This is a genomic window from Microbacterium sp. sgz311019 (assembly GCF_056135325.1).
Window position 1 is genome coordinate 23,432 of the sequence record NZ_JBWAXO010000011.1, and the last position, 25,019, is coordinate 48,450.

Annotated in this window: 29 protein-coding genes and 1 tRNA gene; 20 read left to right on the plus strand and 10 right to left on the minus strand. The window is 67.8% G+C overall.

The annotated features are described in order from the left end of the window. Window positions 1–20 precede the first annotated feature (20 nt). The 7 genes from AC0NZN_RS16160 (at window position 21) to AC0NZN_RS16190 (ending at window position 3,864) form a co-directional block, all read left to right on the plus strand. Window positions 21–146 (plus strand): hypothetical protein, encoded by a 126-nt coding sequence (locus AC0NZN_RS16160; protein ID WP_474593344.1) that lies wholly within the window; start codon window positions 21–23, stop codon window positions 144–146. A gap of 15 nt (window positions 147–161) precedes the next feature. After that, window positions 162–839 carry an asparagine synthase gene (locus tag AC0NZN_RS16165; protein WP_474593345.1) on the plus strand — a complete coding sequence of 226 codons (678 nt, stop codon included), beginning with the start codon at window positions 162–164 and terminating at the stop codon, window positions 837–839. Between the two features lie 49 nt (window positions 840–888). Next, window positions 889–961 (plus strand) — tRNA-Arg (locus tag AC0NZN_RS16170). A gap of 282 nt (window positions 962–1,243) precedes the next feature. After that, window positions 1,244–1,732 (plus strand): hypothetical protein, encoded by a 489-nt coding sequence (locus AC0NZN_RS16175; RefSeq protein WP_474593346.1) that lies wholly within the window; start codon window positions 1,244–1,246, stop codon window positions 1,730–1,732. 190 nt (window positions 1,733–1,922) lie between these two features. Continuing rightward, entirely contained in the window at window positions 1,923–2,822 is a 900-nt protein-coding gene (locus AC0NZN_RS16180) for a hypothetical protein (protein WP_474593347.1), read from the plus strand. Then, window positions 2,819–3,217 (plus strand): GntR family transcriptional regulator, encoded by a 399-nt coding sequence (locus AC0NZN_RS16185; RefSeq protein ID WP_474593348.1) that lies wholly within the window; start codon window positions 2,819–2,821, stop codon window positions 3,215–3,217. The genes AC0NZN_RS16180 and AC0NZN_RS16185 overlap by 4 nt, the downstream gene beginning before the upstream one ends. A gap of 98 nt (window positions 3,218–3,315) precedes the next feature. Then, window positions 3,316–3,864, plus strand: coding sequence for a GNAT family N-acetyltransferase (locus tag AC0NZN_RS16190; RefSeq protein WP_474593349.1), 549 nt, complete (start codon window positions 3,316–3,318; stop codon window positions 3,862–3,864). A 17-nt stretch (window positions 3,865–3,881) separates the two neighbouring features. Here AC0NZN_RS16190 and AC0NZN_RS16195 read toward each other — a convergent pair whose 3' ends face one another. Further along, a complete protein-coding gene (locus AC0NZN_RS16195) occupies window positions 3,882–4,343 on the minus strand; it encodes a nitroreductase/quinone reductase family protein (protein WP_474593350.1) in 462 nt (153 codons plus the stop codon). Between the two features lie 152 nt (window positions 4,344–4,495). Here AC0NZN_RS16195 and AC0NZN_RS16200 point away from each other — a divergent pair, with 152 nt between their 5' ends. The 3 genes from AC0NZN_RS16200 to AC0NZN_RS16210 all read left to right on the plus strand — a co-directional run bounded on the left by AC0NZN_RS16200 (window position 4,496) and on the right by AC0NZN_RS16210 (window position 6,619). Then, window positions 4,496–4,846, plus strand: a complete 351-nt coding sequence (locus tag AC0NZN_RS16200) for a metallopeptidase family protein (protein WP_474593351.1) — start codon at window positions 4,496–4,498, stop codon at window positions 4,844–4,846. Between the two features lie 296 nt (window positions 4,847–5,142). Then, complete coding sequence (locus tag AC0NZN_RS16205) at window positions 5,143–5,892, plus strand: SDR family NAD(P)-dependent oxidoreductase (protein ID WP_474593352.1); 750 nt, start codon at window positions 5,143–5,145, stop codon at window positions 5,890–5,892. A 130-nt stretch (window positions 5,893–6,022) separates the two neighbouring features. Continuing rightward, window positions 6,023–6,619 carry a TetR/AcrR family transcriptional regulator gene (locus AC0NZN_RS16210; protein ID WP_474593353.1) on the plus strand — a complete coding sequence of 199 codons (597 nt, stop codon included), beginning with the start codon at window positions 6,023–6,025 and terminating at the stop codon, window positions 6,617–6,619. Between the two features lie 49 nt (window positions 6,620–6,668). Here the strand turns inward: AC0NZN_RS16210 and AC0NZN_RS16215 are convergent, their stop codons facing one another. The 5 genes from AC0NZN_RS16215 to AC0NZN_RS16235 are packed head-to-tail and all read right to left on the minus strand — an operon-like array spanning window position 6,669 to window position 10,306. Next, complete coding sequence (locus AC0NZN_RS16215) at window positions 6,669–7,250, minus strand: TetR/AcrR family transcriptional regulator (RefSeq protein WP_474593354.1); 582 nt, start codon at window positions 7,248–7,250, stop codon at window positions 6,669–6,671. A 3-nt stretch (window positions 7,251–7,253) separates the two neighbouring features. After that, window positions 7,254–8,543: an ABC transporter permease gene (locus tag AC0NZN_RS16220; RefSeq protein WP_474593355.1), complete on the minus strand. Its 1,290-nt coding sequence runs from the start codon at window positions 8,541–8,543 to the stop codon at window positions 7,254–7,256. Further along, window positions 8,540–9,247 (minus strand): ABC transporter ATP-binding protein, encoded by a 708-nt coding sequence (locus AC0NZN_RS16225; protein ID WP_474593356.1) that lies wholly within the window; start codon window positions 9,245–9,247, stop codon window positions 8,540–8,542. The genes AC0NZN_RS16220 and AC0NZN_RS16225 overlap by 4 nt, the downstream gene beginning before the upstream one ends. Window positions 9,248–9,299: 52 nt before the next feature. Then, window positions 9,300–9,557 (minus strand): hypothetical protein, encoded by a 258-nt coding sequence (locus AC0NZN_RS16230; protein ID WP_474593357.1) that lies wholly within the window; start codon window positions 9,555–9,557, stop codon window positions 9,300–9,302. Next, window positions 9,557–10,306 (minus strand): hypothetical protein, encoded by a 750-nt coding sequence (locus AC0NZN_RS16235; RefSeq protein WP_474593358.1) that lies wholly within the window; start codon window positions 10,304–10,306, stop codon window positions 9,557–9,559. The genes AC0NZN_RS16230 and AC0NZN_RS16235 overlap by 1 nt, the downstream gene beginning before the upstream one ends. Window positions 10,307–10,438: 132 nt before the next feature. Here AC0NZN_RS16235 and AC0NZN_RS16240 point away from each other — a divergent pair, with 132 nt between their 5' ends. From AC0NZN_RS16240 to AC0NZN_RS16255, 4 genes are all read left to right on the plus strand, one after another. Continuing rightward, on the plus strand, window positions 10,439–10,822 hold the full coding sequence (locus tag AC0NZN_RS16240) for a PPOX class F420-dependent oxidoreductase (RefSeq protein WP_474593359.1): 384 nt from the start codon (window positions 10,439–10,441) through the stop codon (window positions 10,820–10,822). Between the two features lie 230 nt (window positions 10,823–11,052). Then, entirely contained in the window at window positions 11,053–11,433 is a 381-nt protein-coding gene (locus tag AC0NZN_RS16245) for a hypothetical protein (RefSeq protein WP_474593360.1), read from the plus strand. 188 nt (window positions 11,434–11,621) lie between these two features. Beyond that, entirely contained in the window at window positions 11,622–12,947 is a 1,326-nt protein-coding gene (locus AC0NZN_RS16250; protein ID WP_474593361.1) for a phosphoribosyltransferase family protein, read from the plus strand. A 157-nt stretch (window positions 12,948–13,104) separates the two neighbouring features. Continuing rightward, window positions 13,105–13,317, plus strand: coding sequence for a hypothetical protein (locus AC0NZN_RS16255; RefSeq protein ID WP_474593362.1), 213 nt, complete (start codon window positions 13,105–13,107; stop codon window positions 13,315–13,317). Between the two features lie 46 nt (window positions 13,318–13,363). Here the strand turns inward: AC0NZN_RS16255 and AC0NZN_RS16260 are convergent, their stop codons facing one another. Genes AC0NZN_RS16260 through AC0NZN_RS16270 form a run of 3 tightly spaced genes read right to left on the minus strand, consistent with a single transcriptional unit; the run spans window position 13,364 to window position 16,501 of the window. Beyond that, a complete protein-coding gene (locus AC0NZN_RS16260; RefSeq protein WP_474593363.1) occupies window positions 13,364–14,227 on the minus strand; it encodes a carbohydrate ABC transporter permease in 864 nt (287 codons plus the stop codon). Then, window positions 14,224–15,207, minus strand: coding sequence for a carbohydrate ABC transporter permease (locus tag AC0NZN_RS16265; RefSeq protein WP_474593364.1), 984 nt, complete (start codon window positions 15,205–15,207; stop codon window positions 14,224–14,226). The genes AC0NZN_RS16260 and AC0NZN_RS16265 overlap by 4 nt, the downstream gene beginning before the upstream one ends. After that, window positions 15,200–16,501: an ABC transporter substrate-binding protein gene (locus AC0NZN_RS16270; RefSeq protein WP_474593365.1), complete on the minus strand. Its 1,302-nt coding sequence runs from the start codon at window positions 16,499–16,501 to the stop codon at window positions 15,200–15,202. Before AC0NZN_RS16270 ends, AC0NZN_RS16265 begins: the two co-directional genes overlap by 8 nt. 156 nt (window positions 16,502–16,657) lie before the next feature. Here AC0NZN_RS16270 and AC0NZN_RS16275 point away from each other — a divergent pair, with 156 nt between their 5' ends. Beyond that, window positions 16,658–17,683 (plus strand): LacI family DNA-binding transcriptional regulator, encoded by a 1,026-nt coding sequence (locus AC0NZN_RS16275; RefSeq protein WP_474593366.1) that lies wholly within the window; start codon window positions 16,658–16,660, stop codon window positions 17,681–17,683. A gap of 23 nt (window positions 17,684–17,706) precedes the next feature. Continuing rightward, window positions 17,707–19,506 carry a glycoside hydrolase family 2 protein gene (locus AC0NZN_RS16280; RefSeq protein WP_474593367.1) on the plus strand — a complete coding sequence of 600 codons (1,800 nt, stop codon included), beginning with the start codon at window positions 17,707–17,709 and terminating at the stop codon, window positions 19,504–19,506. Window positions 19,507–19,643: 137 nt separating this feature from the next. Here the strand turns inward: AC0NZN_RS16280 and AC0NZN_RS16285 are convergent, their stop codons facing one another. Then, the gene (locus AC0NZN_RS16285) at window positions 19,644–20,288 is read right to left on the minus strand and encodes a TetR/AcrR family transcriptional regulator (protein ID WP_474593368.1); all 645 of its coding nucleotides are present in this window, start codon (window positions 20,286–20,288) and stop codon (window positions 19,644–19,646) included. A gap of 147 nt (window positions 20,289–20,435) precedes the next feature. Here AC0NZN_RS16285 and AC0NZN_RS16290 point away from each other — a divergent pair, with 147 nt between their 5' ends. The 4 genes from AC0NZN_RS16290 to AC0NZN_RS16305 all read left to right on the plus strand — a co-directional run bounded on the left by AC0NZN_RS16290 (window position 20,436) and on the right by AC0NZN_RS16305 (window position 25,019). Beyond that, window positions 20,436–22,112 carry an ABC transporter substrate-binding protein gene (locus AC0NZN_RS16290; protein WP_474593369.1) on the plus strand — a complete coding sequence of 559 codons (1,677 nt, stop codon included), beginning with the start codon at window positions 20,436–20,438 and terminating at the stop codon, window positions 22,110–22,112. Window positions 22,113–22,192: 80 nt separating this feature from the next. After that, window positions 22,193–23,017, plus strand: coding sequence for an ABC transporter ATP-binding protein (locus AC0NZN_RS16295; RefSeq protein WP_474593370.1), 825 nt, complete (start codon window positions 22,193–22,195; stop codon window positions 23,015–23,017). Then, a complete protein-coding gene (locus tag AC0NZN_RS16300; protein ID WP_474593371.1) occupies window positions 23,014–23,826 on the plus strand; it encodes an ABC transporter ATP-binding protein in 813 nt (270 codons plus the stop codon). The genes AC0NZN_RS16295 and AC0NZN_RS16300 overlap by 4 nt, the downstream gene beginning before the upstream one ends. After that, the gene (locus AC0NZN_RS16305; protein WP_474593372.1) at window positions 23,823–25,019 is read left to right on the plus strand and encodes an ABC transporter permease; all 1,197 of its coding nucleotides are present in this window, start codon (window positions 23,823–23,825) and stop codon (window positions 25,017–25,019) included. The genes AC0NZN_RS16300 and AC0NZN_RS16305 overlap by 4 nt, the downstream gene beginning before the upstream one ends.

The window sequence follows — 25,019 nt, forward strand, 5'->3', positions numbered from 1 at the left end:
CCGCCCCCTAGGATGAGCGCATGGTCGGCCTCGACAACATCACGAGCATCGCGACGAACCCGGGCGCATTCACCGCCAGGGCAGTCGGCGTGATCGGGGTCCTCATCCTCGGATTCGGAAGGTCGACCTACACGAAGCCCGTGTAGTGCGGACGGATGCTCTTGGCACGCAAGAAGACGAAGACGCAGGATGCGCCGCCCCCGGCACCCGACGGGGACCGTGCATACCGCGTGCTCGGGGAGGATGTGCGCGTGCGGGATCTCGTCGCCGAAGGCGTCTACGTCGCCGCTGCGGCGACACGGCTCGCGCTGAAGAACAAGATCCTCGTCCAGATCCTCGCGGGTGGCGCGGATTTCGATGTCGACCATTTCCTGCCGGATGCGCGGGAGACCCTGCTCGCGCTCGCTGCCGAGGCTGATGCCGACGGGGTGCGCGCGCGGCTGGACCAGAAGAAGGCGAGCCGCCGCTTCCGCGATCCGTACGGCTCGCACGACTACAGCAGCCGCGACGTGAGGAACCTGCGCCGTCGTCGCAAGCAGGCCGAGCGCGTCGCCGCCGAGCTGCGCACTCGGGCATCCGACGACGGTGAACTCCGTCAGCTCGTAGAGGCGGCGCGCGAGGCCGCCTGGGCCGACGTCGCCCGCAACATCGACCGCACGCTGCGCATCGAGGCGGCGCGCCCCGACCTCGAGCCGGACTACGACAAGATGCGCGAGGCGCGCATGCAGTCGCTGCGGCTCGTCGACCTTCCGCGGCTCGCCGCGCACAAGCGCAGGCTGGAGGAGATCCGCGCGGGGGATTCGCCGTCGGACGACGTCGCGTCGGGTGCCGATTCGTGAGTTCGACGTGTCGTGGGGTAATGTAGACGAGGCCCGCGCGGCGGACCATGCGCCTGTAGCTCAATGGATAGAGCATCTGACTACGGATCAGAAGGTTGGGGGTTCGAGTCCCTCCAGGCGCGCACTGTGTTGAGACAGTAAACGAGAAAAGACCCGGTCAGCCGGGTCTTTTCTTGTTTCTGGGGTGCTCTGATCGGGTGCGATCGCCTTCGTCGGCTTGCGCGGCAGGACATGCCGCGCGCCCACGGAGCTCGCGCGGATACTTGCTCGGATATGCGACGAAGACGATCCTTGCAGGGGTCAGGTCGTCGGCCATGCCGGGGCGACTCAGGCGGGTCTTTAGCCGCACTCGAGCGCGCACGCGCGGGGGAGTGCCGAGGAGATGCGGAGGGAGCGAGACTGACATGGCAAGCGAGATGGACACGGCGACGCAACCTCGATCGATGGCTCGCTGGCCCGGGCGGTTGGTGCTCGTCGTGAGCGGGCTCGGCTTTCCGCTCACGCAGTTGGCGATCCGTGCAGGAGGTCGTCCTGGGGCGATCGTGGTGGCAAGTCTGTCCGGTGGGTTGCTGGTCCGCGACGTGGTGCTCATCGCGCGTGGCGCGGTGAACCGACTGCAGGTATTTCCGGCGGCGCTGCTGATTGCGGAGTCCGGTGTTGCGTTGGGTGCGACGTGGTCGGGTTTGCGTCTGATACGTGACGACAAGGCCCGCAAGCGGGCGGTGGACGGGCCGCTGGATGCCGCTGAGCTGGGGCGCCGAGTCCTCGTCGGGGCTCTGTTCGGTCTCTACACGTGGCGATTCCGCATCCACCTGTCACCGACCCAGGGACGACGGGCGGCGTCCCTGGATGGATCAGGTGGCGCTGCGGATGCGATGGTTGCGCGACCGTAGCCATATGGACGTCGAGTCCGGGTCCGGTGGCGGGTCACGGCGAGTTCGGTCACGCCGCTGTCCGCGCTCTGAAGCTGTTCGGCGTCCCAGTTCTCACCTCACCGCCTTGCTGGTGTAACAGTCGATTGCTACATTATGTGGCACTCGGTTGATACACCTGGAGGTGGCGGTGGGGTGGATCCTGTTGGTCATGTGGATGCCGTTCGTGCTCGGCTTCCTGGTGGCTGTCCTCGTGTGGGCGGCGACGCGTCGGCATGGCGTCTCGCTGTCGGGCCGGCTGGCTGCGCTTGCCGTCATCGCCGGGCTTCTGCCCGTGCTCGTCGCTGTTTGGTACGCGACGACCGGAGTCACCGTAGATCTGTTCGTTCCGCTCGGACCCGACGTGTTCTCGCTGGTGCAAGACGCCCGATTCGTCGCGCCTCTCGTGGCAGGGATCCTCAGCGTCTTGACACTGAGCATTCCCGGGCGACGCAGTCGCCTCGCGCCGACGGCCGATATCGCCCGGCGGACCGCGTTCACGTTCCTACCGCGCCCTTGGGTGATCACCGTTGCCGCGGTCACCGCCGTCACGTTCGTCGTGACCTGCGCAGCGGGGTTCCTATCGACATCGGATCCCGCAGGTGACGGCGACTGGTTCAGCTTCCCGATCGGCACAATGACGGTGGCAACCACAGTTTACGGCTGGCGCTCCTCCGCACCCGCCCTCATCCTGTTCGTCATCCTGATCACTGCCGGATGGGCGGCACTCTCATTCGTCGCCCGCCCACCGATCGCCCAGGCGCGCGACCGGGACATTGCCACACGGCGCACGCGGAGCGGCAACGTCGCCGCGATCATCACCGCAGCGATCGCGTTCCACCTCGCGGTCGTCCTGCAATCCCTCGCCGGGACGGCATCCCTGACCGGAACGGTGCCCAGCGCCACGGCCGGTGACATCACCGTGCATTCGCCGTTCGCCGCGCTCGCTCCTGTCCTTCATGCCGGCGGCCTCCTGGTCGCCTGCATCGCCGTGGCCGTCTGCCTCACCGTCGCGCTGGCGGCGGCACCCGGACTGAGCCGTGCCCGGGCGAGCGTCGAACCCGCATCATGATCATCGCGCTGTCCCCAACCGGGGGCACTCCCGCCGAACAGATCCACGACCAGATCCGCGGCCTGATCACCACCGGCGCGCTGGCCGCCACCGAACGCCTGCCGTCCGTGCGGCAACTCGCCGCCGACCTGCACGTCGCCCCGGGCACCATCGCGAAGGTCTACAAGCAGCTCGAGCAAGAACGCCTCATCGTAACTCGCATCGGTGCCGGCACCCGCGTCAGCGCACACGCCTCCGCGATCTCCATCGACGTCGCCCACTCCGTGCGCCACCTCATCGACGTCTCACGGCGGGAGGACCTCCACCTCGAGGACATCCTCCAGATCATTCGCGTCACCTGGCAAACCGAGCCGCTCCGCGTAGATCCACAAGCCGGTCAGGGCGACCCTCCTTAGCCTCCCGGCGCGAGGACGGAAGGATGGACCGGCGTGCGGAGCCGGTCGGCCATTGCACGCGCGGTGGCGTCCACTAGCGTTTGTGCATGTCCGTTCAGGTGCTGCCCGCCACCGGCCGATGGGATGACTTCGCGACCTTCATGGTGCCGCGTAAACCGGGCGCCGGTGGGTGCGTCTGCATGGCGTACCGGGACGCGCGGCTGGGGATGCCGGAGCGCATCGCGTACATGCGCGCCGAGTGCTCGACGCAGCCGGGCCCGGGAGTCCTTGTCTACGCCGACGACCAGGTCGCCGGCTGGTGTTCGGTTGCTCCGAAATCCACGTACCGGCGGCTCATGAGCTCACGCACGATCCCGCACCTGGATGAGGAGCGCGATCCGTGGTCCATCGTCTGTTTCGTCATCCGCGCCGGGTTCCGCAAGCGCGGGCTGATGCACGACCTGCTGGCCGGGGCGGTCGATCATGCTCGGTCCGGCGGCGCGACGATCGTCGAGGGGTATCCGGTCGATACCGCTGAACGGGTGGATCAGATCAGCGGTTATGTGGGAACGGTTCCCCTGTTCGAGGCCCACGGGTTCGTCCGGGTTCAGGCGACCGACGCCCATTCCGGCGGAGTGCAGCGCTGGGTGATGCGGCGTGAGCTGTGACCACGTCGGCGTCGGCCTCATGCGGTGCGTGTGGTGAGCCGGATAACCGGGAGTTCGCGGTCGGTCTTCTTCGTGTACTCCTCGAAACGGGGTGCGGAGTGGACGATGTGCGTCCAGGCCGCGTCGCGTTCCGCACCGTGGAGCTCTTCCGCGACAACGGGAATCTCTCGTCCCGCGATGATCACTTTCGCGGTGCCCGGGGATGCGGCGAGGTTTCGGTACCAGGCGGGGTGCCTCCGGGCACCCCCGGCCGAAGCGCAGATCAGCCACGTGCCGGAGGGTTCGGCCCAGTACGCGACCGGCGTCTCGTAGGTCTTGCCTGACGTGCGGCCCGTCGTGATGAGTGCGAGGGCGGTCATGCCCATCGTCTTCTGCCTGCCGTGGCGGATGGCTCTGGCTTGCCGGGCCATGAACCATTTCATGATCCGGTTCGGCTTCATCCGGATGCCGTAAGTGCCGTCGGGTGTGGTGAACGTCATCTTCGCCCTCCCATGAGTGCTCTCGATCGATGTCGACCGACTATAGGTGACATCCGTCGGCAGGGGGCATGCGCGCATGGCACGGCCCTGAGCGCAGGCGGTGCGCAGCAGGATGCGGCGCCTGCTGCGTCGCGGGCGGGCAGGATTGGACCATGGTCGAGATCTCGGACGACGACTTCGAGCGCCTGGTGTCCGACGTGTTCGACGCGCTCCCCGACGACATGGTCCGCGGGCTCGAGAACGTCGGCATCGTCATCGAGAACCAGCCCGTGGGGCAACGACCGCGACTGTTCGGGCTGTACCGAGGGCATCCGCTGACGACGCGCGGGGTCTATGGGTTCGGGGAGCTTCCGGACCGGATCACGTTGTACAAGAACAACATCCAGGAGCACAGCGCCGACCTCGACGCGCTTCGTATGCGGGTGCGCATCACGCTCGTGCACGAGATCGGTCACTACTTCGGGCTCGACGATGCCCGGCTGCAGGAGCTCGGCTGGGCGTAGCAGGCCGCATCTGCAACAGCAGCGTTCCAGACGAGGGCGCGACGACGAAGCCCCCGCCGACTGCGTCGGCGGGGGCTCGCTTTGGTATTTCAACGATCGTGGGTGCTCATAGGTTGGTCCTTCCGTCGGGGACAAGGTGAATCTAGTCGCGGGATGAGGCGTTGACAATGCCTTCCGCGACAACGCGACGCGGTCGCCAGCGACTTTCTACCGTTCAGTACGGAATACATGGCCCGAGCATCCTGTTGTCCTCTCCCATAGCGTACCGATCGGTACAGAATTAGATGGGATGGATCATGGGAGACCTTGAGAGCAAGACCGCGCTGGTCACCGGCGGAACTTCGGGCATCGGACTGGCCGTCGTCCGCCGCTTCGCCCAGGAGGGCGCGCACGTGGTGGTCGTGGGACGCACCGCGCAGAAGCTGGATGAGGTGAAGGCCGAGTTCGGGGATGCCGTGACGATCGTCCAGGCAGACGTCTCGCGTCTCGACGACCTGGACAGGGTGTTCGCCGCGGTAGGCGAGCGCGGAGCGGGACTGGATGCGGTGTTCGCGAACGCCGGTGGCGGTGAGTTCGCCTCGATCGAGGACATCACCTGGGATCACTTCACCTCGACGTTCGAATCCAACGTGGGCGGGACGGTGTTCACCGTGCAGAAGGCGCTGCCGCACCTCAACCAGGGTGCGACCATCGTTCTCACGTCCTCGAACATCGATGTCAAGGGCAGCGCGTCGTTCAGCGTGTACGCCGCATCCAAGGCCGCGATCCGCAGCTTCGCCCGCAGCTGGGCCGCCGAACTCGTCGACCGCGGCATCCGCGTGAATTCGGTCGCCCCCGGACCCATCGCGACGCCCGGACTCAGCGGACTGGCCACCGACCCGGCGCAGGCCGACGCGCTCCTCGGCGCCCTCGCAGCGGGTGTTCCGATGCGCCGTCTGGGCTCGGCCGAAGAGATCGCCGAGGCGGTCCTGTACCTGTCCTCTCCGAAGAGCTCCTTCGTGACGGGCGCCGAGCTGTACGTCGACGGAGGCGCGAGCCAGATCTGACACGCGACGTGGTCCGCGCGCCGGGGCGGCTGCTCGCAGCCCTCGGCGTGCGGACAGTCGGCCGGGCGATCGAGATACTCCAGACAGTTCCCCTACGTTGGGACTGTCTCCCGAGGTGAGGAGGGCGTACATGGCCAGCAGGGGCCGACCACGAGAGTTCGATGTGGACGACGCGCTCGACCGTGCCATCGAGGTGTTCTGGCGACAAGGGTACGAGGGGACGAGTCTCAGCGACTTGACCCAGGCCATGGGCATCAACCGCCCGAGCCTGTACCGCGCGTTCGGGAGCAAGGAGGGCGCTTTCAAGCTTGCGGTGGACCGGTACGCGCGCATCGACATGGCCTATGTCGCGGATGCCCTCGCGGAGTCGACGGCTTACGACGCCGCCCGCAGATACCTGTCCGAGAACATCGAGGCGATCACGACGCCCGGTCGCCCGCCCGGCTGCCTCTCCATTCAGGGAGGCCTCTCGAGCGCACCGCAGGACGAGGGGATCGTCCGCTACCTCGAAGAGCGACGCGCGGAGGGACAAGCACGATTCGCCGCACGCTTCACGGCCGCCATCGAAGCCGGCGATCTCGCGCCGGACGAAGACCCCGACGAGCTTGCGCGCTACATCACCACCGTCTCCGGCGGCCTCGCCGTACAGGCGGCAGCCGGGGCCACGAGAGACGACCTGAAGCGAGTGGCGCACAGGGCACTGCTCGCCTTCCCCCGCAGCGCCTGACGCACGTCAACTCGTCGCCGGGTTCAGGCGACGAGCGGTGCCCCGTGACTCAGATCAGCCGATCCCACACCCACCGGAGCTCATCGAGGGGTGAGTCCGGGTCGTCGCGGAGTCGCCGCTGGAGCGAGACCGCGCTCGCGATTCTGGTGATCAACGCTGCGGATGCGTCCAGGCGCTCCGGCGGCTCGTCGGGGCCGACGGAGGCGAGTTTGAGCCGGATGATCGTCCGAGCCTCTTCCGCCAATGGGATGAGCCTCGCGGCCTGTCGTTCGGCCAGGGCCGGGGACGTGGCAAGCAGCTGCAGGCGCGACCTGGCGAGGTCGTCGCCCGCATCCGTCGGCAGCGAGATGAGACGCAGCGCGCCGCTCAAGATCGGGATGCGCGGGTCGCTGAGGTACTCGCGCGTGCGCTGCTCGTCGATGGTGGGCATGGCGGACCCGAGCAGCGCATCCTCCTTCGTCGCGAAGTGGTTGAAGAAGGTGCGCTGCTTGATCCCTGCCTCCGCGCAGATCTGGTCGACGGTCAGTGCGGCTGCCCCGTGCTCCAGAGCGAGCCGCACTGCCGCCGTCTCGATGGCGCGCATGGTCGCCCTTCCGCGGGCGTTGCCGTGCGAGCTCATCGAGGGTGCCATGGTCTATTCGTATCGCAAAGCGTCGATCGGGGTCTTCCGGGCGGCTCGACGAGCCGGAAGCGTGCCGGCGAGGAGTGCGATCACGACGATGAGGACGATGACACCCAGGATGCCCGCCGGCTGGAACAGGAGAAGATTCAATCCGGCGAGGCCCGAGAGCGGACCGTTCGTCAATGCGGAGTTCAGCGGCAGCCCGACGAGCATCGCCACGACGACGCCGAGGAGGCTGCCCAGCAGGCCGATGAAGCCGGCCTCGAGACTGAAGAGTGCGAAGACGCGCCCGTTGCTCATTCCCATCGCCTTCATCAGTCCGATCTCGCGCGTGCGCTCCTGCACGCTCATCAGCAGCGTGTTCACGATGCCGAACGCCGCGGCGATCAGGGCGATGATCGCGAACGCGTTGAGCACGCCGGTGATGCCCGAGATGACGGTCTGGATGACTCCCAGCTGATCCTTGATGGTCTGCGCGGTCATGCCCTTGTCGGCGATCGCGGACTTGAGGTCGGCGATCTGCGCGTCGGTGGCGTCTGCCGGGACATGGGCGACCGCCACCTGGTACCGATCCGGAGCATTCGAACCCGCCTTCTGCTGGACGGCGATCGCATCGACCAGGGCATTGTTGCCGCCGGCGCCCGAGTTCAGCAGGCTCGTGTTCGAGACGCCGACGATCGTGGCCGTGATCTCGTGGGCGCCGCCGAGGACGTCAGTGAACCCGAGCGTGACCGTCTCGCCCACGGCATCCTCCGCGCTGGCGAAGCCCAGCGGCTCGACGTAGTCCTCTGGCAGCGTGATCTGACGTTCGTCGGCGTTCGCGTCGAGCTGATCACCTGCAAGGAGGTCGGAACGTGCGATGGATGACGTGGGCGCGATCGCGAACTGGTATTTCTCCGTGCCCGGGCCGCTGACCCAGTCGATCGAGACAGCCGATACCGGGGCGACACGGGTCAGCCCATCGATTCCCTTCAGGTTGCTGATGTCGGCGTCCGTGAGAGCGCCGGCTGACCCGGTGAGGGGGTTGCTCGTCCCGTTGGATGCGGTGGAGCTCTGCGGGTCGTACTTCTGCGGGCCGGACCCGGACCCCGTGGCGGCCCCGCTCTTGGAGACGAGCAGCACGTCACCGGCCCCGAGCGAGGCCACCTGCTTCGTGACGTAATCCGAGACCCCCGCCCCGAGGGCGGTCGTCAGGGTCAGCGTGAAGGCCCCGACGAACAGGGCCAGCACGGTCAGGGTCGTCCGCAGCTTGCTGCGGAAGGTGTCAGCCGCAGCGGTCGTGATCAGATCGATGGCCTTCATGCCGCGGCCCTCCCGGAGTCGATGACCCGTCCGTCCTGGATGAGTACGCGCCGATCGCACCGGGCGGCGAGGTCCTCGTCGTGCGTGACGAGCACCAGGGTGATGCCGCGGTCTCGATTGAGGGCGAAGAGCTCGTTCGCCACCAGCGCGCCGGTGGCGCTGTCGAGGTTGCCCGTGGGCTCGTCGGCGAAGATCACGTCGGGTTCCGTCACGAGCGCGCGGGTGAGCACGACCCGCTGCTTCTGCCCGCCCGAGAGGTCGCTGGCCCGGTTCTTCGCCTTCTCCTCGAGGCCGAACCGGGCCAGCGCGTCGAGGCCACGCCGGCGGCGCTCGGCGCCGGGCACGCCGGCGATCTTCAGGGGAAGCGTCACGTTGTCGAGCACCGATGTGCCGGCGGTCAGGAAGAACTGCTGGAAGACGAAGCCGAAGCGTCGATTCCGCAGCTCATTGACCGCTCCCCGGGAGAGGGTGGCCGCATCGGCGCCGTCGACGAAGACGCCGCCCTCATCCGGCGTGTCCAGCAGCGCCAGCAGATGCATCAGGGTCGACTTGCCGGACCCGCTCTTCCCGACGATCGCGACCGATTCGCCGCGGTCGATCGCGATGGACACGTCGGAGAGCGCCTGGAAGGCGCTCTGCCCCTTTCCGTACACCTTCGAGAGGTGGCGCGCAGACAGGAGTTCCTGCCCCGTAGATTGTGCCATGCACCTACTGTAACAAGAATTGGCGGTTACTGCCTATTCAGTCCTTTCGAGATCAGCGATCGTCGGGGGTGTCCGTCGCCTGCTGCGCGGAGTTCGCGTCGGAATCCGCGTCATCTGCCGACGAGAGCGCCGAGTCGAGGTCCTGGGCCACGTCATCCGTGGAGGTCCCGGCGGATGGGGTCGATGCCGAGGTCTGCACCGGGGCGGCCGGACCGCTGGAGCCGGCGGGGTGCGTGGAGCCGCACCCCGCCAGAGCCAGCGACAGGCCGACGACGGCCACCGCGGCGAGGCTCGCCTTGTGTCGCGGCATCAGGACGCGCCGGGCGTGCTGGGAGCGGGGCTCGGGGCAGCCGGACCGGACGCGTGCGGAGCCTTCTGGCCGACGAGTCCCTTGCCGATCTTCGCCGCCGCCTTGATGTGCGCGATGGCGTCCTTCAGCCGAGCGCGCAGCGCCGACATCACGGAGTGGTCGGCGTTGAACGCGGCCGGGGTGACGGCGAGCGCCTCGGAGTCGAGGCCCTTCACATCCTGCGCTGCGGTGTTGATGTCGTTCTGCATCACCGCGAGCTGCGCGTTGTCGGCCCCGCGCCCCTGCAGACGGTCGTGCGCGGACTGCAGCCTCGGCACGGCGCTGTCACCGATACGGTCCGCCCCGATCGCGATGTAGGACTGGGGGAGAGCGACCGCGTAGACCCGATAGGTGGTGAAGATCGTCGCCACATCCGCGCGCGCGGTCGCGGCATCCGTATCGGCCTGGATCTTCGCCGCGAGCGACGTGAGGCCGGTCTTGTCGGAGTTGAGGGTGTCCAGGATCTTCGTGCGGTCGGATGCGGTGGCATCCTTCGCCGCGGTCACCCGGGTGATCGCGGTCCCGAGTGAGGTGAGCCGCGCGGCGATGAGCGTCGCGCCGCGCTGCTGGATGGCACTCAGGGATGCGGGTCCGTGCGTCGCCGAGGGGTTCGGCGCGCCCGTGGCGGCGAACGCCGGTGCGACGCCGCCCACCGCGAGCGCCGTCGCCGCTCCGACGGAGACGATGGCTGTGCGCAGGGATCGATTCATGGGATTCTCCTGGTCTCGTGGCGCCGCGGATGCGGTGCTCGAGACCAGTGTCCGAGGTGACCGTTCGACCGATGTCATCCCCATGTCAGGATCCGGTAAAGGCTCTCGCCGGGCGACGGTAGCGTGGCTGCTGTGCGTGAGTTGACCGAGAGCGGCGCCTCCTTCGTCGAAGAGCGCCATCTCGCGACCCTCTCGACGCTCGCGCCGTGGGGCGGCATCCACGCGGTGCCGGTCGGGTTCACCTTCCACGACGGCATCCTCCGGATCATCGCATCGGGGGACTCGCAGAAGGTGCGCAATGTGCGCCGGGATCCGACCGCGACGATCAGCCAGGTCGAGGGTGCGAGATGGATCGCGTTTCAGGGGACCGCCTCGATCCACGACGACCCGGCCGACGTCACCCGTGCGGTCACCCTGTACGCCGAGCGCTATCGCCAGCCGCGGGAGAACCCCCGGCGGGTGGCGATCCACATCGTGCCCCACCGGATCATGGGGAGCGCAGGGCTGCTGACGTAGCCTCCATCAGTCCGATGTGAATGCCGAGCGCGTGTGCTGCACGCTCTCCTGCGGCGGCCGCTCGCCGCTCCCGGCCCCACCTGCGGGTGCGGGCATCGACGGCCGCGTGTCCTCCCTCCGGCCGGTGACGGGCCGGCGCGACGACGGGACCTATGGCCCCCGGGCGGCTGAGTCCCTCCGCCTACGCTGAACTCCTTCGGAGCAGGTCTGGGGGAGGCGGTCGCACAGTCATGAGCATCGCGATCGGAGTCGTGCTCGGTGTCATCGTCGGGGCAGCCATCGCCGTGCTGCTGAGCCCGCACATCGATGCGATGACTCAGCGAAGGAGGCCCAGCGCCCTGGCCTGGATATCGTTCGGTCTCGCTATCGCGGCGGCGATCGCGCTCACGAGCGGACTGTTCCTGCCTCTCGCGCTCCCGGGACCTGTCGGGTCGGCCGTCAACTCGGCTCAGATCTCGGTCGTGCTGTCGATGGCCGCTGTCACCGACGCGGTGTGGGCGATCGTGCGGCGCGACCGCCGCTGGGTCTCCTGGACCGCTTTAGCGATCGGCGCGGCGCCGACGCTGTTCTGGATCCTGTTCGCGCTCGGATATCTGATCCAACCCCGCTGATGCGGATGCTCAGGTGATCTCGGACCCGGCGCCCTGAAGCACGGAGGCGCCCAGCCATCCATCGTCTGGGTCGAAAGTCCCGCCGCCGCCGGTGGCCGCCGTGCAGGGTATCGGCATGACCATCGTTCGCGTCCGCGACCGGCGTGGTGCCTTTGACGGTCGCCGCGCATGAGGAGAGCGAGCCCATCGTGTTCAAGGACCGTTCCGAGGCAGGCCGCCTCCTGGCCGGGCGGCTGAGCGCGCTCGCCGCTGAACGCCCCGTCGTCCTGGGACTTCCGCGGGGTGGTGTGCCGGTCGCCTTCGAAGTCGCCGCCGCGCTGCACGCGCCGCTCGACGTCCTCGTCGTGCGCAAGCTCGGCGTCCCCTACCAGCCGGAGCTCGCGATGGGAGCGATCGGCGAGAACGACGTCCGGGTGATCGACGACGATGTGATCCGGATGGCGGCGGTGTCACCGGACGAGCTCGATGACGTCGAACGGCGGGAGCGTCGCGAGCTGGAGCGGCGCGTCACGAGGTTCCGCGATGGTCGGCGAGCGGTGCCGCTGGCAGGGAAGACGGTCATCATCGTGGATGACGGCATCGCCACGGGTTCCACAGCCCGGGCGGCGTGTCGGGTCGCCCATGCCCTGGGGGCCGTCCGGGTGATCCTGGCCGCCCCGGTCGGACCACCGGATGCCGCTCAGCGTCTTCGTGCCGACGCCGACGAGGTCGTGTGCCTCTTCCAGCCCGCCGACTACTACGCGGTCGGTCAGGCCTACCGCGACTTCTCGCAGACGCCGGATGACGAGGTCGAACGGCTGCTCGCCCGGGCTGCGGCGCGCACAGCGCCCTCCGCCGGCAGCGGTGCAGCCGGCGATCCCGAGGTGTTCGTGCCGGCCGGAGCCGTGACGCTGGCCGGATCGCTCACCGTTCCGGAGGATGCGACGGGCATCGTGCTGTTCGCTCACGGCAGCGGAAGCTCGAGGCACAGTCCCCGCAACCGGTATGTCGCATCCGTTCTCAACGGTCGCGGCATCGCGACGCTGCTGCTCGACCTGCTGGCTCCGCACGAGGAGCACGACCGCCGGCTCGTCTTCGACATCGACCTGCTCGCCGAGCGACTCGCGGCCGCGACCACATGGGTCCGCGAGTATGACGGGACGGCGGGTCTGCGGGTCTGCTACTTCGGGGCGAGCACCGGGGCGGCCGCGGCGCTCGCGGCTGCCGGCGAACCCGGGGCCGACATCGCGGCGATCGTGTCGAGGGGAGGGCGCCCCGACCTCGCGGGCCCGATGCTGGTGCACGTCGCCGCGCCGACACTGCTCATCGTGGGGGGAGCAGACCCGGAGGTGCTGGAACTGAACCGGCTGGCGCAGTCGAGGATGCGGTGCCCGACGAGGCTCGAGATCGTGCCGGGGGCCACGCACCTGTTCGAAGAACCCGGAGCGCTGGAACAGGTGGCTGCGCTTGCGGCTGCGTGGTTCGCCGGGCACCTCCTCCCGGAACGAACGCCCGCCGCCGCCGATGGAGGATGACGCCGTGCGCGAGCAGGTCGCGACGCGCGCCGCATCCGCATCGCGCAGTGCGCGGAGGTGACGAAAGTCCCTCCCGCATCGTGGTGCGACGTCGGATGCTGGGGGTGGCCGTCACGGCATCCCCGTGCGGTCGGCAGATCGAGGAGCGGAGGATCCGATGAGTCGTGATGATGAGGCGAGCCGGCCGAGGCGGCCGCTCGGCGGCCGCCTCGGGACGACGTTGGTGGCCTTGTCGCCGTTCGTGGCCGTCGCGCTGTTCTTCCTGGTCGGGATGCAGAACTCCTGGGCGTGGAGCTGGATCTTCTTCCTGCTGATCCCGGTGACCGCGATCATCGTCTACGGTCCGCGGGGAGGCGGACCGGAAGACTGAACCCCCCGGGCTTGCCGAGACCCCGAGCCGCAGTCGCGGGGGCGCCTCAGCCCTTGACGGCAGCGCCCGCGACCGATTCGACGATCTGCTTCTGGGCGATGCCGAAGAGCACCAGCACGGGCACCGAGGCGATCACGGCGCCCGTCATCACGATCGCGAAGTGGGTGCGATACGCGCCCTGGAGCATCGACAGGCCGGGCGGCAGCGTCATGTTCTCAGGGGAGAGCAGCACGTACACCGGCCACAGGAAGTCGTTCCAGTTGTTCAGGAACGAGAGCACCGCGAGCGTGGCCAGTGCCGGCCGGGCGAGCGGCAGGACGATCTGCGCGAAGATGCGGAAGTCGCCGGCCCCGTCGATGCGCGCTGCCTCTTCGATCTCCGTGGGCAGCGCGACGAAGAACTGCCTGAGGAAGAAGATGCCGAATGCGCCCGCGGCCCCCGGAACGGTGATCGCGAGGATCGAGTCCAGCCAGCCCAGGTTCTGGACGATGAGGTAGTTCGGGATGAGGAACACCACCGGCGGCACGAGGAGCGTCGCGATGATGACTCCGAAGACGACCTTCTTGCCCGCGAACTCCATCCGCGCCAGCGCATACGCGCCCATGGAGGCGGTCACGAGGATGAGGATCGTCTGGACCGTGGCCGCCGCGAAGCTGTTCCACAGCCAGAGGAAGATCGGCTGCTGGTCGCTCGCGAGAAGGGTGCGGTAGGCGTCGAACGAGAACGGGCTCGGCCAGCCGTACGGGTTGCGGACGGCGTCCGCATCCGTCTTGAACGAGGTGATCAGCATCCAGAGCAGGGGCAGGATGATGATGAGGGCCAGGATGCCGAGGACGATGTAGAGCACCGTCGTCCCGGCGATGCGCCGCCTCGAGGGGCGACGGGTGGCGGGAATCGCCGTGGCGGTCATGCGGCGGTCCTTTCGACGCGCTCCCGTTGCAGGCGGAAGTTGACGATGCTGATGATCGCGAGGAAGGCGAAGAGCACGTAGCTCATCGCTGCCGCGGGTGCCATGTTGTTCTGCGACAGACCCTGATCGGCGATGTACATGATGGCGGTGCGGGTCGCGTTGCCCGGGCCGCCCTTGGTCAGCAGGTAGGACTGCCCGAACATGTTGGCGGATGCCAGCACCGTGGTCGTCGTGATGAACAGCATCACCGGACGCAGCCCGGGGACGGTGACGGCCGTGAAGCTGCGCCAGGCGCCCGCGCCATCGAGGGATGCCGCCTCGTAGAGATCGGTGTTGATCCCCTTCAGCCCGGCGAGGAAGATCACGGTGTTCAGCCCCATGGTCCACCAGACGGTCACGCCGACGAGCGTCACCCAGACCCACGGGACGTTCACGGTCCACGGAATGTCGTCGGGGAGTCCGATGAGACCCAGGAAGTGGTTCAGGACGCCGGACTGCGTGTCGAGGATGTAGCCCCAGATGACGCCGATGACGGCGACGCCGAGAACGTACGGCGCGAAGAAGATGGTGCGGAAGGTCGTGGCCGCACGAATCTTCCGATTGAGCAGGAGTGCCACGCCGAGGGGCACGAGGATCAGGCACGGCACCGAGATGACGACGAAGATGGCCGTCGCGCCCATGGACTGCCAGAAGTCCGCCGAGGTCGTGCTGCCGGGGCTGAAGAGGTCGATGTAGTTCTGCAGCCCGATGAAGTGCTGGACGTCGCGGAAGGGGCTCCAGTCGGTGAGGCTGATCCAGAGGCCGAAGATCGCCGGCGCGACCACGAACGTCAGGAAGAGGATCAGGAAGGGCGCCAGGAAGAGATACGCGACGAGGGTCCGACGCCCACCGTGACGACGACGGACGGGCGCAGTCCCGCCGGACTCCCCGGCGCGGGTGCGCCGGGGAGTCGCAGCGGTGGTGGTGACGATGTCAACCACCGTACTTCGCCTGGTTCTGCTTCAGGATGACGTCGGCCTTCGCCTTCGCGTCATCCAGAGCCGCCTTCGGCGTCTTGGACCCGGTCAGGGCCTCGTTGATCGCCGTGGTGATCACCGCGTTCGCCTCGGCGATGCCAGGAGACACGGTCTCGTAGTGCGCGTAGGGGAGTTCCTCCATGAAGGGCTTGAGGTGCGGGTACTTCTGCACCAGCGCGGGGTCGTTGCGGACCTTGTTCGCTGCCGGCAGCTCGCCCGTCTCCGCCCAGCCGCTGGAGTTGTCGTTCATCCACTTCACGAACGTGGCCGCCGCGGCGGTCTTGTTCTTGTCCTCGCCCCTGTTCGCGGGGAAGACCCAGTGCGTCGAGCTCGACCAGACCGCCTTCTCCGATCCGATCTGCGGCAGCGGCGCGGCAGCCCAGTCGACGCCGTCGAAGGCGGTGTTGGTCGTCTGCCAGACGCCGTTCCAGTTGAACGCGTTCTGCCCCGCGAGCAGCGCCTTGATGTCGCCGTCCTGGGCGACGTTCGCCGGGCTGTAGCCGTTCTTGATCAGGTCCGACATCCAGGTCAGCGCCTGAACCCCCGCGTCCGAGTTGAAGGTGGCCTCGGTGACGTCCTTGTTGTACAGATCGCCGCCGTTCTGCCACAGCAGGCTCTCGAACTCGAACGTGCCCGTGAAGACGTAGCCGTCGACCCACGCACCCTGGACGCCGACCGCCTTGAGCGCGTTGAGCGCGGCGAGGTAGGACGTCTTGTCCGTCGGGATCTCGGTGACGCCGCCCTTCTGCATCACCGTCTTGTTGACGAAGAGACCCAAGGGGGTGACGCTCCACGGCACCGCGTATTGCACACCCTTGTAGCGGCCCTTCTCGAACACGCCCTGCGGGAAGTCGCCGGCGGAGTAGCCGAGCGTCTTGACGATGTTGTCGGCCTTCAGCAGAAGCCCCTGAGCCGCGTACGTCGCGAGATCGTCACCGTGCAGGACGGCGACATCCGGCCCCTTGCCGGCCTTGATCGCGAGCGGCATCTTCTTGGCGATGTCGCCCCACTCCTGCGGAACGTCCTTCACGACGATGTTCTTGTGCGTCGCGTTGAACTTCGCGATCAGTTTCGGAACGAGCACCGGGGCTGCGCCGCCGGTCCATCCGTTCCAGAATGAGATCTCGACCTTCGGGCCGCTGTAATTGTCGCCGGACACCCCGCTGCCGCTGCTCGATGAGCCGGAGCAGCCGCTGAGCGCAACGCCCAGGGCGACTGCGGCGGCGATGCCGAGCGCTCTGGTGAACGCCTTCTTCATGTGATCGCTCTCCTTTGAGTCCGGGTCGCTCCTCGCCTGCCGATCAGGCGAGGTCACTCAAACCACCAGTTGCTCGGAATTTACAGCGCTAGAAAAGGTCGTGTCAAGGGCGAAGGCTGGATAGTGTGTAACCATCGCGCACAGCCGGGAGGTCTGATGGCAGGGGTCACCCTTCAGGATGTCGCGCTGCGTGCGGGCGTCTCGATGAAGACCGTCTCGAACGTCGTGCGCAACCGTCCGCACGTGAGCGAGAAGACGCGGGCGAAGGTGCAGCTCGCCATCGACGACATGGGCTACCGCCCCAACGCCATGGGTCGACGTCTCGCCACCGGCCGCACCGGCCTCATCGCGCTCGCCTTCGCGGATGTGGGTGTGCCCTACTTCGCGGAACTGGCGCGAGAGAGTTCCCGGGCTGCTCTGAAAAGCGGCTACCGCCTGCTGCTGGAAGAGACGGACGGCACGCTGGAGGGCGAGCGGGCGCTCGTCTCCAGCTCGGAGGCCGGCCTCGTCGACGGCGTGCTGTTCCAGCCCAGCGTCATGTCGTCCATCGAGATCGCGCAGCATCGCGGAGACCTTCCCATGGTCCTTCTCGGTGAGGCCGCCGCTCCCCTCACGATGGACCGCGTGATGGTCGACAACGTCGCGGCGGCGCGGGAGGCGACGGCGCATCTGATCGCTCTGGGGCGCCGGCGGATCGGTTTCGTCGGCCACGAGCGCAGCGGCCTGACGAACACCTCGCGATTCCGCATCGCGGGATACCAGCAGGCGCTGGAAGAAGCCGGGCTGGAGGTCGCACCGCGGCTGCTCATCGAGTCCGGTGCCATCTCCGCGATCGAGGCCGCCCGCGCCGTCGGCGAGAGGCTGGACGCCGGGGGTGAGTTCGACGCCCTCTTCTGTCGCGACGACCTCGCCGCCATCGGCGCGCTGCGCGCGGTGCAGGAGCGGGGGATGCGGGTGCCCGAAGATATCGCGATCATCGGCTGGGACGACATCCCGCTGAGCGCGGTGATGTTTCCGAGCATCACGACCGTGGCGCCCGACATCGGGGTCCTCGTGGAGCACGCCCTCGAGATGCTCATCGAGCGCGTGGACGGGTATGACGGCATGGGTCGCCACGTGATCGTCCCCCACCGGCTCGTGTTCCGCGAGAGTGCACCTGCGATTCCAGATTTACAGCGCTGAAAATTTGCGGCATGCTATGGAGCATGTCTCAGACCTCCCGAACTCGCAGCGCCGTGCACGACGCGCCGGTGGGCTATCCGCGGCCTCAACTCGTCCGCGATCGCTGGCGCGATCTCAGCGGGGAGTGGACGTTCCAATTCGACGACGCTGATCGCGGCCTCGCGGAGCGCTGGTACGAGCGACCGAAGCTCGACGACCGGATCGTGGTGCCGTTCCCGCCGGAGTCAGCCGCGTCGGACATCGCGGAGACCGGCCACCACGCCGTCGCCTGGTATCAGCGCGACATCGGCTCGGAGGACTTCGCTGCGCTGGGCCTGCTCGAGGACGCAGGGCGCGTCGTGCTGCATTTCGGTGCGGTGGACTATCGCGCCACCGTATGGCTCAACGGACGGGTCGTCGGATACCACGAGGGCGGTCATACCCCGTTCTCGGTCGATCTCACCGACATCGCCGTCGGCCGCGAGGCGCACTCTCTCGTCGTTCGCGTCGAGGATGATCCGCACGACCTCGCGCAGCCGCGAGGCAAGCAGGACTGGCTCGAGCATCCGCACGTCGTCTGGTACCACCGCACGACCGGAATCTGGCAGCCGGTGTGGATGGAGACGGTCCCGGCGGTCGCCGTGGAGAAGATCCACTGGGTCACCGACGTGCACTCTGCCTCGGTCACGGCCCAGATCGATCTCTCGCGTGTCCCGGACGGGTCCCTGCCCGTGCGCGTCCGCCTGTCGTTCGAGGGGCGAGTCCTCGCCGATGTCTCGACGGTCGCCACACGTCCCTCGCTGACCGTCCACCTTCCCGTGCCGGCGCTCGGCAACGGCCAGGGGTACGAAGAACTCCTGTGGTCGCCCGAGCATCCTCGCCTGATCGATGCAGTGGTGACGGTCGGCGACGATGCGGTGTCGTCCTATCTGGGGCTGCGCACCGTGCGGGTGGGAAGCGGGGCCTTCTGGCTCAACGATCGGCCGTACTACCTGCGCTCCGTGCTCAACCAGGGGTACTGGCCGGACACCCACCTGGCCGCGCCTTCGGCAGACGCCCTGCGTGTCGAGGCGCAGCTGATCAAGGACCTCGGGTTCAACGCGACCCGGATCCACCAGAAGTTCGAGGACCCGCGGTTCCTCTACTGGACGGATCGCCTCGGCATCCTCGTCTGGGGAGAGGCGCCCGCGGCGTTCGAGTTCTCGTCCGCCTCTGTCGAGCGGACCACCCGGGAGTGGCTGGAGATCGTCCGGCGCGACAGCTCGCATCCCTCGATCGTCGCGTGGGTGCCCCTGAACGAGAGCTGGGGCGTGCAGCACATCTCGCACGACACCCGGATGCAGAGCTTCGCCCGCGCGCTGGTCAATCTGACCAAGGCCCTCGACCCGACGCGCCCCGTCGTGTCGAACGACGGGTGGGAGCAGGTCGACACCGACATCGTCGCCATCCACGACTACGAGGGCGACGCGGATGTCGTCCGCGCGCGCTATGCCGACCGGGCGGCGATCGAGCACCTCATCGACACGGTCGGCCCCGCGGGGCGGCGACTCATCCTCTCGGGGGATGTCTCGGACGCGCCGATGATGCTGACGGAGTTCGGCGGCATCTCCTTCGACGTCGATGCGCACGAGGACGCGTGGGGATACACGACGGCGACGAACCCCGAGGACTTCGCCGCACGATTCGAAGCGCTGATGGCGGCCGTCCACGCGAGCACCGCCCTGCAGGGCTTCTGCTACACGCAGCTGACCGACACGCTCCAGGAGACGAACGGACTGCTCACGGCGCAGCGGCTTCCGAAGCTCCCGATCGAACGCATCCGCGCAGCGATCACCGGTCGGTGACGCCTCGGCGAGGCCGGAGGCGTCGGCGTCCGCCGCGGCCCTAGTCCTCGACCGCGACGGGGACCAGACGCGCATCGTCGCATCACCGCGAACCTGCAGAGCCTCGGCCGGAAGGCCGTGCGGGACCCGCCCCGGGATCAGGCGTCGTGAACGTAGGACGACAGCGTCGGCCCGGGATGCAGCACGCCGTTCACGATCGCCTGGATGGCGAACTCGGTCGCGTCGGCGAGGTCGACAGCCGCGGGGTCCAGGAGCCACTGCAGCTGCAGTCCGTCCATGACCGCGAGGATGGCGGCGGCTGCTTTGCCGATGGTGGCGGGGTCGCTCACGCCCTCCTGCGCGCACAGCGCGCGGAAGGCGCCGTCCACGTCGCTGCGAAGCGTGCGATACCGATCCTCGAAGTACTCGCGCGCGGCATGCCCGTCTGTCACCGATTCCGCGGAAAGCACCGTATACGCTTGCACGATCCCGGGGCGCAGTGCGTTCCGGATGGCGGTGCCGACGAGGTGGACGAACAGCGCGGGCCCACCGGGGATGTGACGCTCGGCCAGGTCGGCGACGTCGTCCCGGTCGCGGAACTCGATCACCTCGAGAAGCAGCCTCTGCTTGGAGCCGAAGTGGTGCAGCACGCCGGCATGCGTCATCCCGACCTGCTCGGCGATGTCGGCCAGGGTGCCGTTCGCGGAGCCCTTGGCGCCGAAGATCTCCAGTGCGGCGTGCAGGATCTCGGTCCGCTTGCGCTCCGTCTCAGGGCGAGTGCCGGTATGCGTGCCCGTGCTCATCGTGTGCATCGCCCCCTCGGCTTGTCATTGAACTTACCATCGAGTAACCTCACCTCAGCTTACTGACTCGCCAGTAAGTAATCGCCGGTCCGCCGGCACACCTGCACCATCACGGGCACGACGGACGTGCCCTCTCAAGGAGAAGCAATGAGGCTCAAGAAGTACCTGATCGTGGGCTCCGCGATCGCCGCACTCAGCACCGTCGCGCTCACCGGATGCTCATCGAGCGGCGGCTCGTCGTCGTCGGCGGCAGGCGGCGGTTCGCTGACGATCGCGAAGCCGGACGGCGCCGCCATCCTCTCGACGCAGATCAACAACCCGTTCATCACCACCGGCTCGGGCATGTCGCTGGGCTACGACCGGATGATCTACGAACCGCTCGCGATCGTGAACCCCGTCGGCAAGAACGAGACGACGCCCTGGCTCGCCTCGAAGGTGGAGTGGAACAGCGACTACACCCAGCTCACGGTCACGCCGCGCGACGGCGTGAAGTGGAGCGACGGCAAGCCCTTGACCGCCGACGACATCATCTTCACGTTCAACCTGATCAAGAACACCCCGGCTCTGGATCTCGCCGGTCTGAAGCTCTCCGACATCAAGAAGGACGGCGGAAACGTCGTCATGACCTTCAGCGAGTCGAAGTTCGTGAAGCAGGGCGATGTCCTGCAGACGGTGATCGTTCCCGAGCACCAGTGGAAGAGCCTCTCCGACCCGTCGAAGGACCCGGTCACGAACGCCGTCGGCACCGGCCCCTACAAGATCAAGAGCTTCTCCTCACAGGGCGTCGTGCTGGGCGCGCGCACCGACTACTGGGGCGGCAAGGTCCCCGTCGGCCAGCTCAAGTACCTCGAGTACAACGACAACACCGGTCTGCTCCGCGCTCTCCAGAACAAGGAGACCGACTGGGCGCAGATCTTCATCACCGACTACCAGACGAACTACGTCGCAAAGGACCCGAAGCACAACGTGTTCTGGGGCGCCAACGTCCTGAGCCCCGACATGATCCTGGTGAACACGACGAAGGCTCCGTTCGACAACGTCGCGTTCCGCAAGGCCGTCAACATGGTCGTCGACCGCAAGGCGCACGCCGAGAAGGCGCGCAGCAACGCCGGTCCCGAGCTGAAGAACGTCACCGGCATCCCGCAGCCGACGGGTGACCAGTACATCTCTGCCGAGCACAAGGACCAGAACTTCACGGTCGACGTCGCCGGCGCGAAGAAGGTCCTCACCGACGCGGGCTACACCTGGAAGGACGGCGCCCTGATGGATCCGTCCGGCAAGCCCGTCTCCTTCACGCTGCAGGACCCGCAGGGGTGGAACGACTACGTCACCGGCATCCAGCTCGTCGCGACGCAGATCAAGACGACCCTCGGCGCCGACGCGAAGGTCGCCACGCCCGACGCCGACACCTGGTTCACGAACATGGCCACGGGCAGCTTCGACGCGGCGCTGCACTGGTCGGGCTCGGGCTCGAACCCGTGGCACATCTACGACGACGTCATGAACGGCGCCTACCTCGAGCAGGCCTCCGGCGGCAAGGTGTCCGACAACTTCGGGCGCTACAACAACCCGGAAGCAACCGCGCTGCTGAAGGAGTACGCGCAGGCGTCCGACGAGGCGACGCGCACCGACGCGCTCAACAAGATCGAGAAGATCTTCGTCGACGACGTCCCGGCGATCGCGATCGGCACCCACCCGCAGCTGGCCGAGTACAACACCCGGAAGTACACCGGCTGGCCGAGTGAGAGCGACCAGTATGCGACCGCCGACCCGACGCAGCCGTCGGCCGTCCAGGTGCTGATGAAGCTGAAGCCGGTCCAGTAGAACCCCGCACAGCGGGGGTGGACGGGGCACCCGACCCCGTCCACCCTCGCCGTGCGCTGCGAGCCTGAAAGCGGTGCCGAATGACTGATTCCCTTCTCTCTGTGCACGACTTCTCGGTCGTGTACGACGTGGATCCGCCCGTCGAGGCGGTCACGCACGTCACCATCGACATCAAACGGGGCGAGATCCTCGGACTCGCCGGCGAGAGCGGGAGTGGGAAGACCACCCTCGCCTACGGAGTGCAGCGACTGCTCAAGCCGCCGGCGGTCATCACGAGCGGAAGCGTCGTCTTCCACGACGAGAGCGGCGAGGACATCGACGTCCATGCCCTCGACGCAGAGGGGATGCGCCGCTTTCGCTGGGACAAGATCTCGATGGTCTTCCAGGGGGCGATGAACGCCCTCAACCCGGTGGCGACGATCGGCGCTCAGCTGGATGACGTGTTCCGCGTCCACCGCCCCCGGATGAACCGCGCGGAGCGCAAGGCCGCGGTGATCGAGCTGCTCGAGATCGTGAAGGTCGGCGGCCAGCGCGTGCGCTCGTACCCCCACGAGCTCTCCGGCGGCATGCGCCAGCGGGTCATGATCGCCATGGCGCTCGCGCTCCGCCCGCAGCTGATGATCATGGACGAGCCGACGACCGCGCTCGACGTGCTCGTGCAGCGCGAGATCCTCAAGCAGATCTCCCAGCTCCGGCACGAATTCGGATTCTCCGTGGTGTTCATCACCCACGACCTTCCGCTCCTTCTCGAGATCAGCGACCGCATCGCCGTCATGCGCGACGGCGCGATCGTGGAGCTGGCCACCGCGGACGAGATCTGGACCGACCCCCAGCACGAATACACGCGGAGCCTCCTCGGCTCGTTCCCGCGCCTGACCGGTGAGAGAGGGGTGGTCGTGCGATGACGACTCTCGAGTTCAAGAACGTCACCAAGATCTACAACGTCCGCGGCTCCGGTCAGATCAAGGCCCTGGACGATGTGAGCTTCACGCTCAGCTCGCGTCAGACGATCGGGCTGGTCGGCCAGTCCGGCAGCGGAAAGTCGACGATCGCGAAGATCCTCACGCAGCTGGAGGTCCCCACCCGCGGCGAGGTGCTGCTCGACGGTGTCCCCATCCCGCGCGGCGGCAGGGGGCTGCGGAAGTACCGTCAGCAGCTGCGCATGGTCTTCCAGGACCCGTTCGCCTCGCTGAACCCCTACCACTCGATCCGCCATCACATCGAGCGTCCGCTGCGACTGGACAAGGTCGTGCCCCGCAAGGAGGTCGACGACGAGGTGCGGCGCCTGCTGCAGCGGGTGCGGCTCGATGCGGATGCCGTGATCGAGCGGCGCCCGCACGAGCTGTCCGGCGGACAGCGTCAGCGCGTCGCGATCGCCCGGGCACTCGCATCCCGCCCCGCTCTCCTCGTGGCGGACGAGCCGGTGTCGATGCTGGACGTGTCGATCCGTCTGGGCGTCCTGAACCTGCTCGCCGATCTGCAGCGCGAGGAGGGCCTCGGCGTCCTCTACATCACGCACGATCTCGCCACGGCACGCCACTTCAGCGACGAGATCATGGTGCTCAACCAGGGCAGGGTCGTCGAGCACGGCGCCGCCGACGACGTCATCCTCGATCCGCGCGACCCGTACACCCGGGAGTTGCGCGCCGCCTCGCCGGACCCTGAGGAGTTCTTCTCCACCGTGCCGGCACAGACCACCGGAGGTGTGCGATGAGCGCCGACACGTCCACGCCCATCAGCCGGCGCAGCGCTGAGACACCGAACCCCGACGCGGCGGTGCCGAACCCGGGCGCGGCCGTGCCGAGCCCCGACGCGGCCGATCCGACGCGCGCCGCGCAGGTCTCGGCGACCGCGGCTCCCGGGGACCCGACCCTCGTCGGGACCACCGCGACCCGGGCGGAGCGCGGCGGAATCCGCGTGCCCTGGCGCTTCATGGGCGGCCGCGTGGCCTTCTACGTGTTCACCGCCTGGGCCGCGATCACGATCAACTTCTTCATCCCGCGGATGATGAAGGGGGATGCGGTCGACGCGTACATGGCCCGCAGTCAGGGCCAGCTGCAGCCGCAGGCGGAGAAGGCTCTGCGGGCCCTCTTCGGCCTCGACACCTCGGTGCCCCTGTGGCGGCAGTACCTCGACTACTGGGGGATGCTGCTGCACGGCGACCTCGGCACCTCGATCTCGACCGGAATGGCCCCGGTCAGCGAGGCGATCGCCGCCGCGCTGCCCTGGACCCTCGGGCTCGTCGGATTCGCCACCGTCGTCTCGTTCCTCGTCGGCACCGTAGTCGGTGCGGTGGTCGGCTGGCGCCGCGGCGGACGCCTGGATGCGCTCGTGCCGATCACGACCTTCATGGGCACCGTGCCCTACTTCTGGCTCGGCCTGATCTTCATCGCGATCTTCTCGACGCTGCTCGGCTGGTTCCCGGCAGGGCACGCCTACGAGGTGGGCGTGGACCCGGGATGGAATGCCGACTTCATCTCCCAGGTGCTCTCGCACGCCGCGCTGCCGATGGTCACGATCGTGATCGCCTCGATCGGAGGCTGGGTGCTGGGCATGCGCAACATGATGCTCACGGTCCTCGATGAGGACTACATCACCGTCGCCCAGGCGAAGGGGATGCCGAACAGTCGTGTCCTCTGGCGCTACGCGGCCCGAAACGCCGTGCTGCCGCAGATCCAGAGCTTCGCCCTCGCGCTCGGCTTCATCGTCGGCGGCACGATCGTCATGGAGATGGTGTTCTCCTACCCCGGCATCGGGCTGCTGCTGCTCAGTGCGACCAGTGCGAAGGACTACGCCCTGATGCAGGGCATCTTCCTCGTCCTCGTCCTGGCGGTGCTGATCGCGAACATCATCGCCGACATCGCCTACGCGATCCTCGACCCCCGCACCCGTCAGACGGAGGCCTGA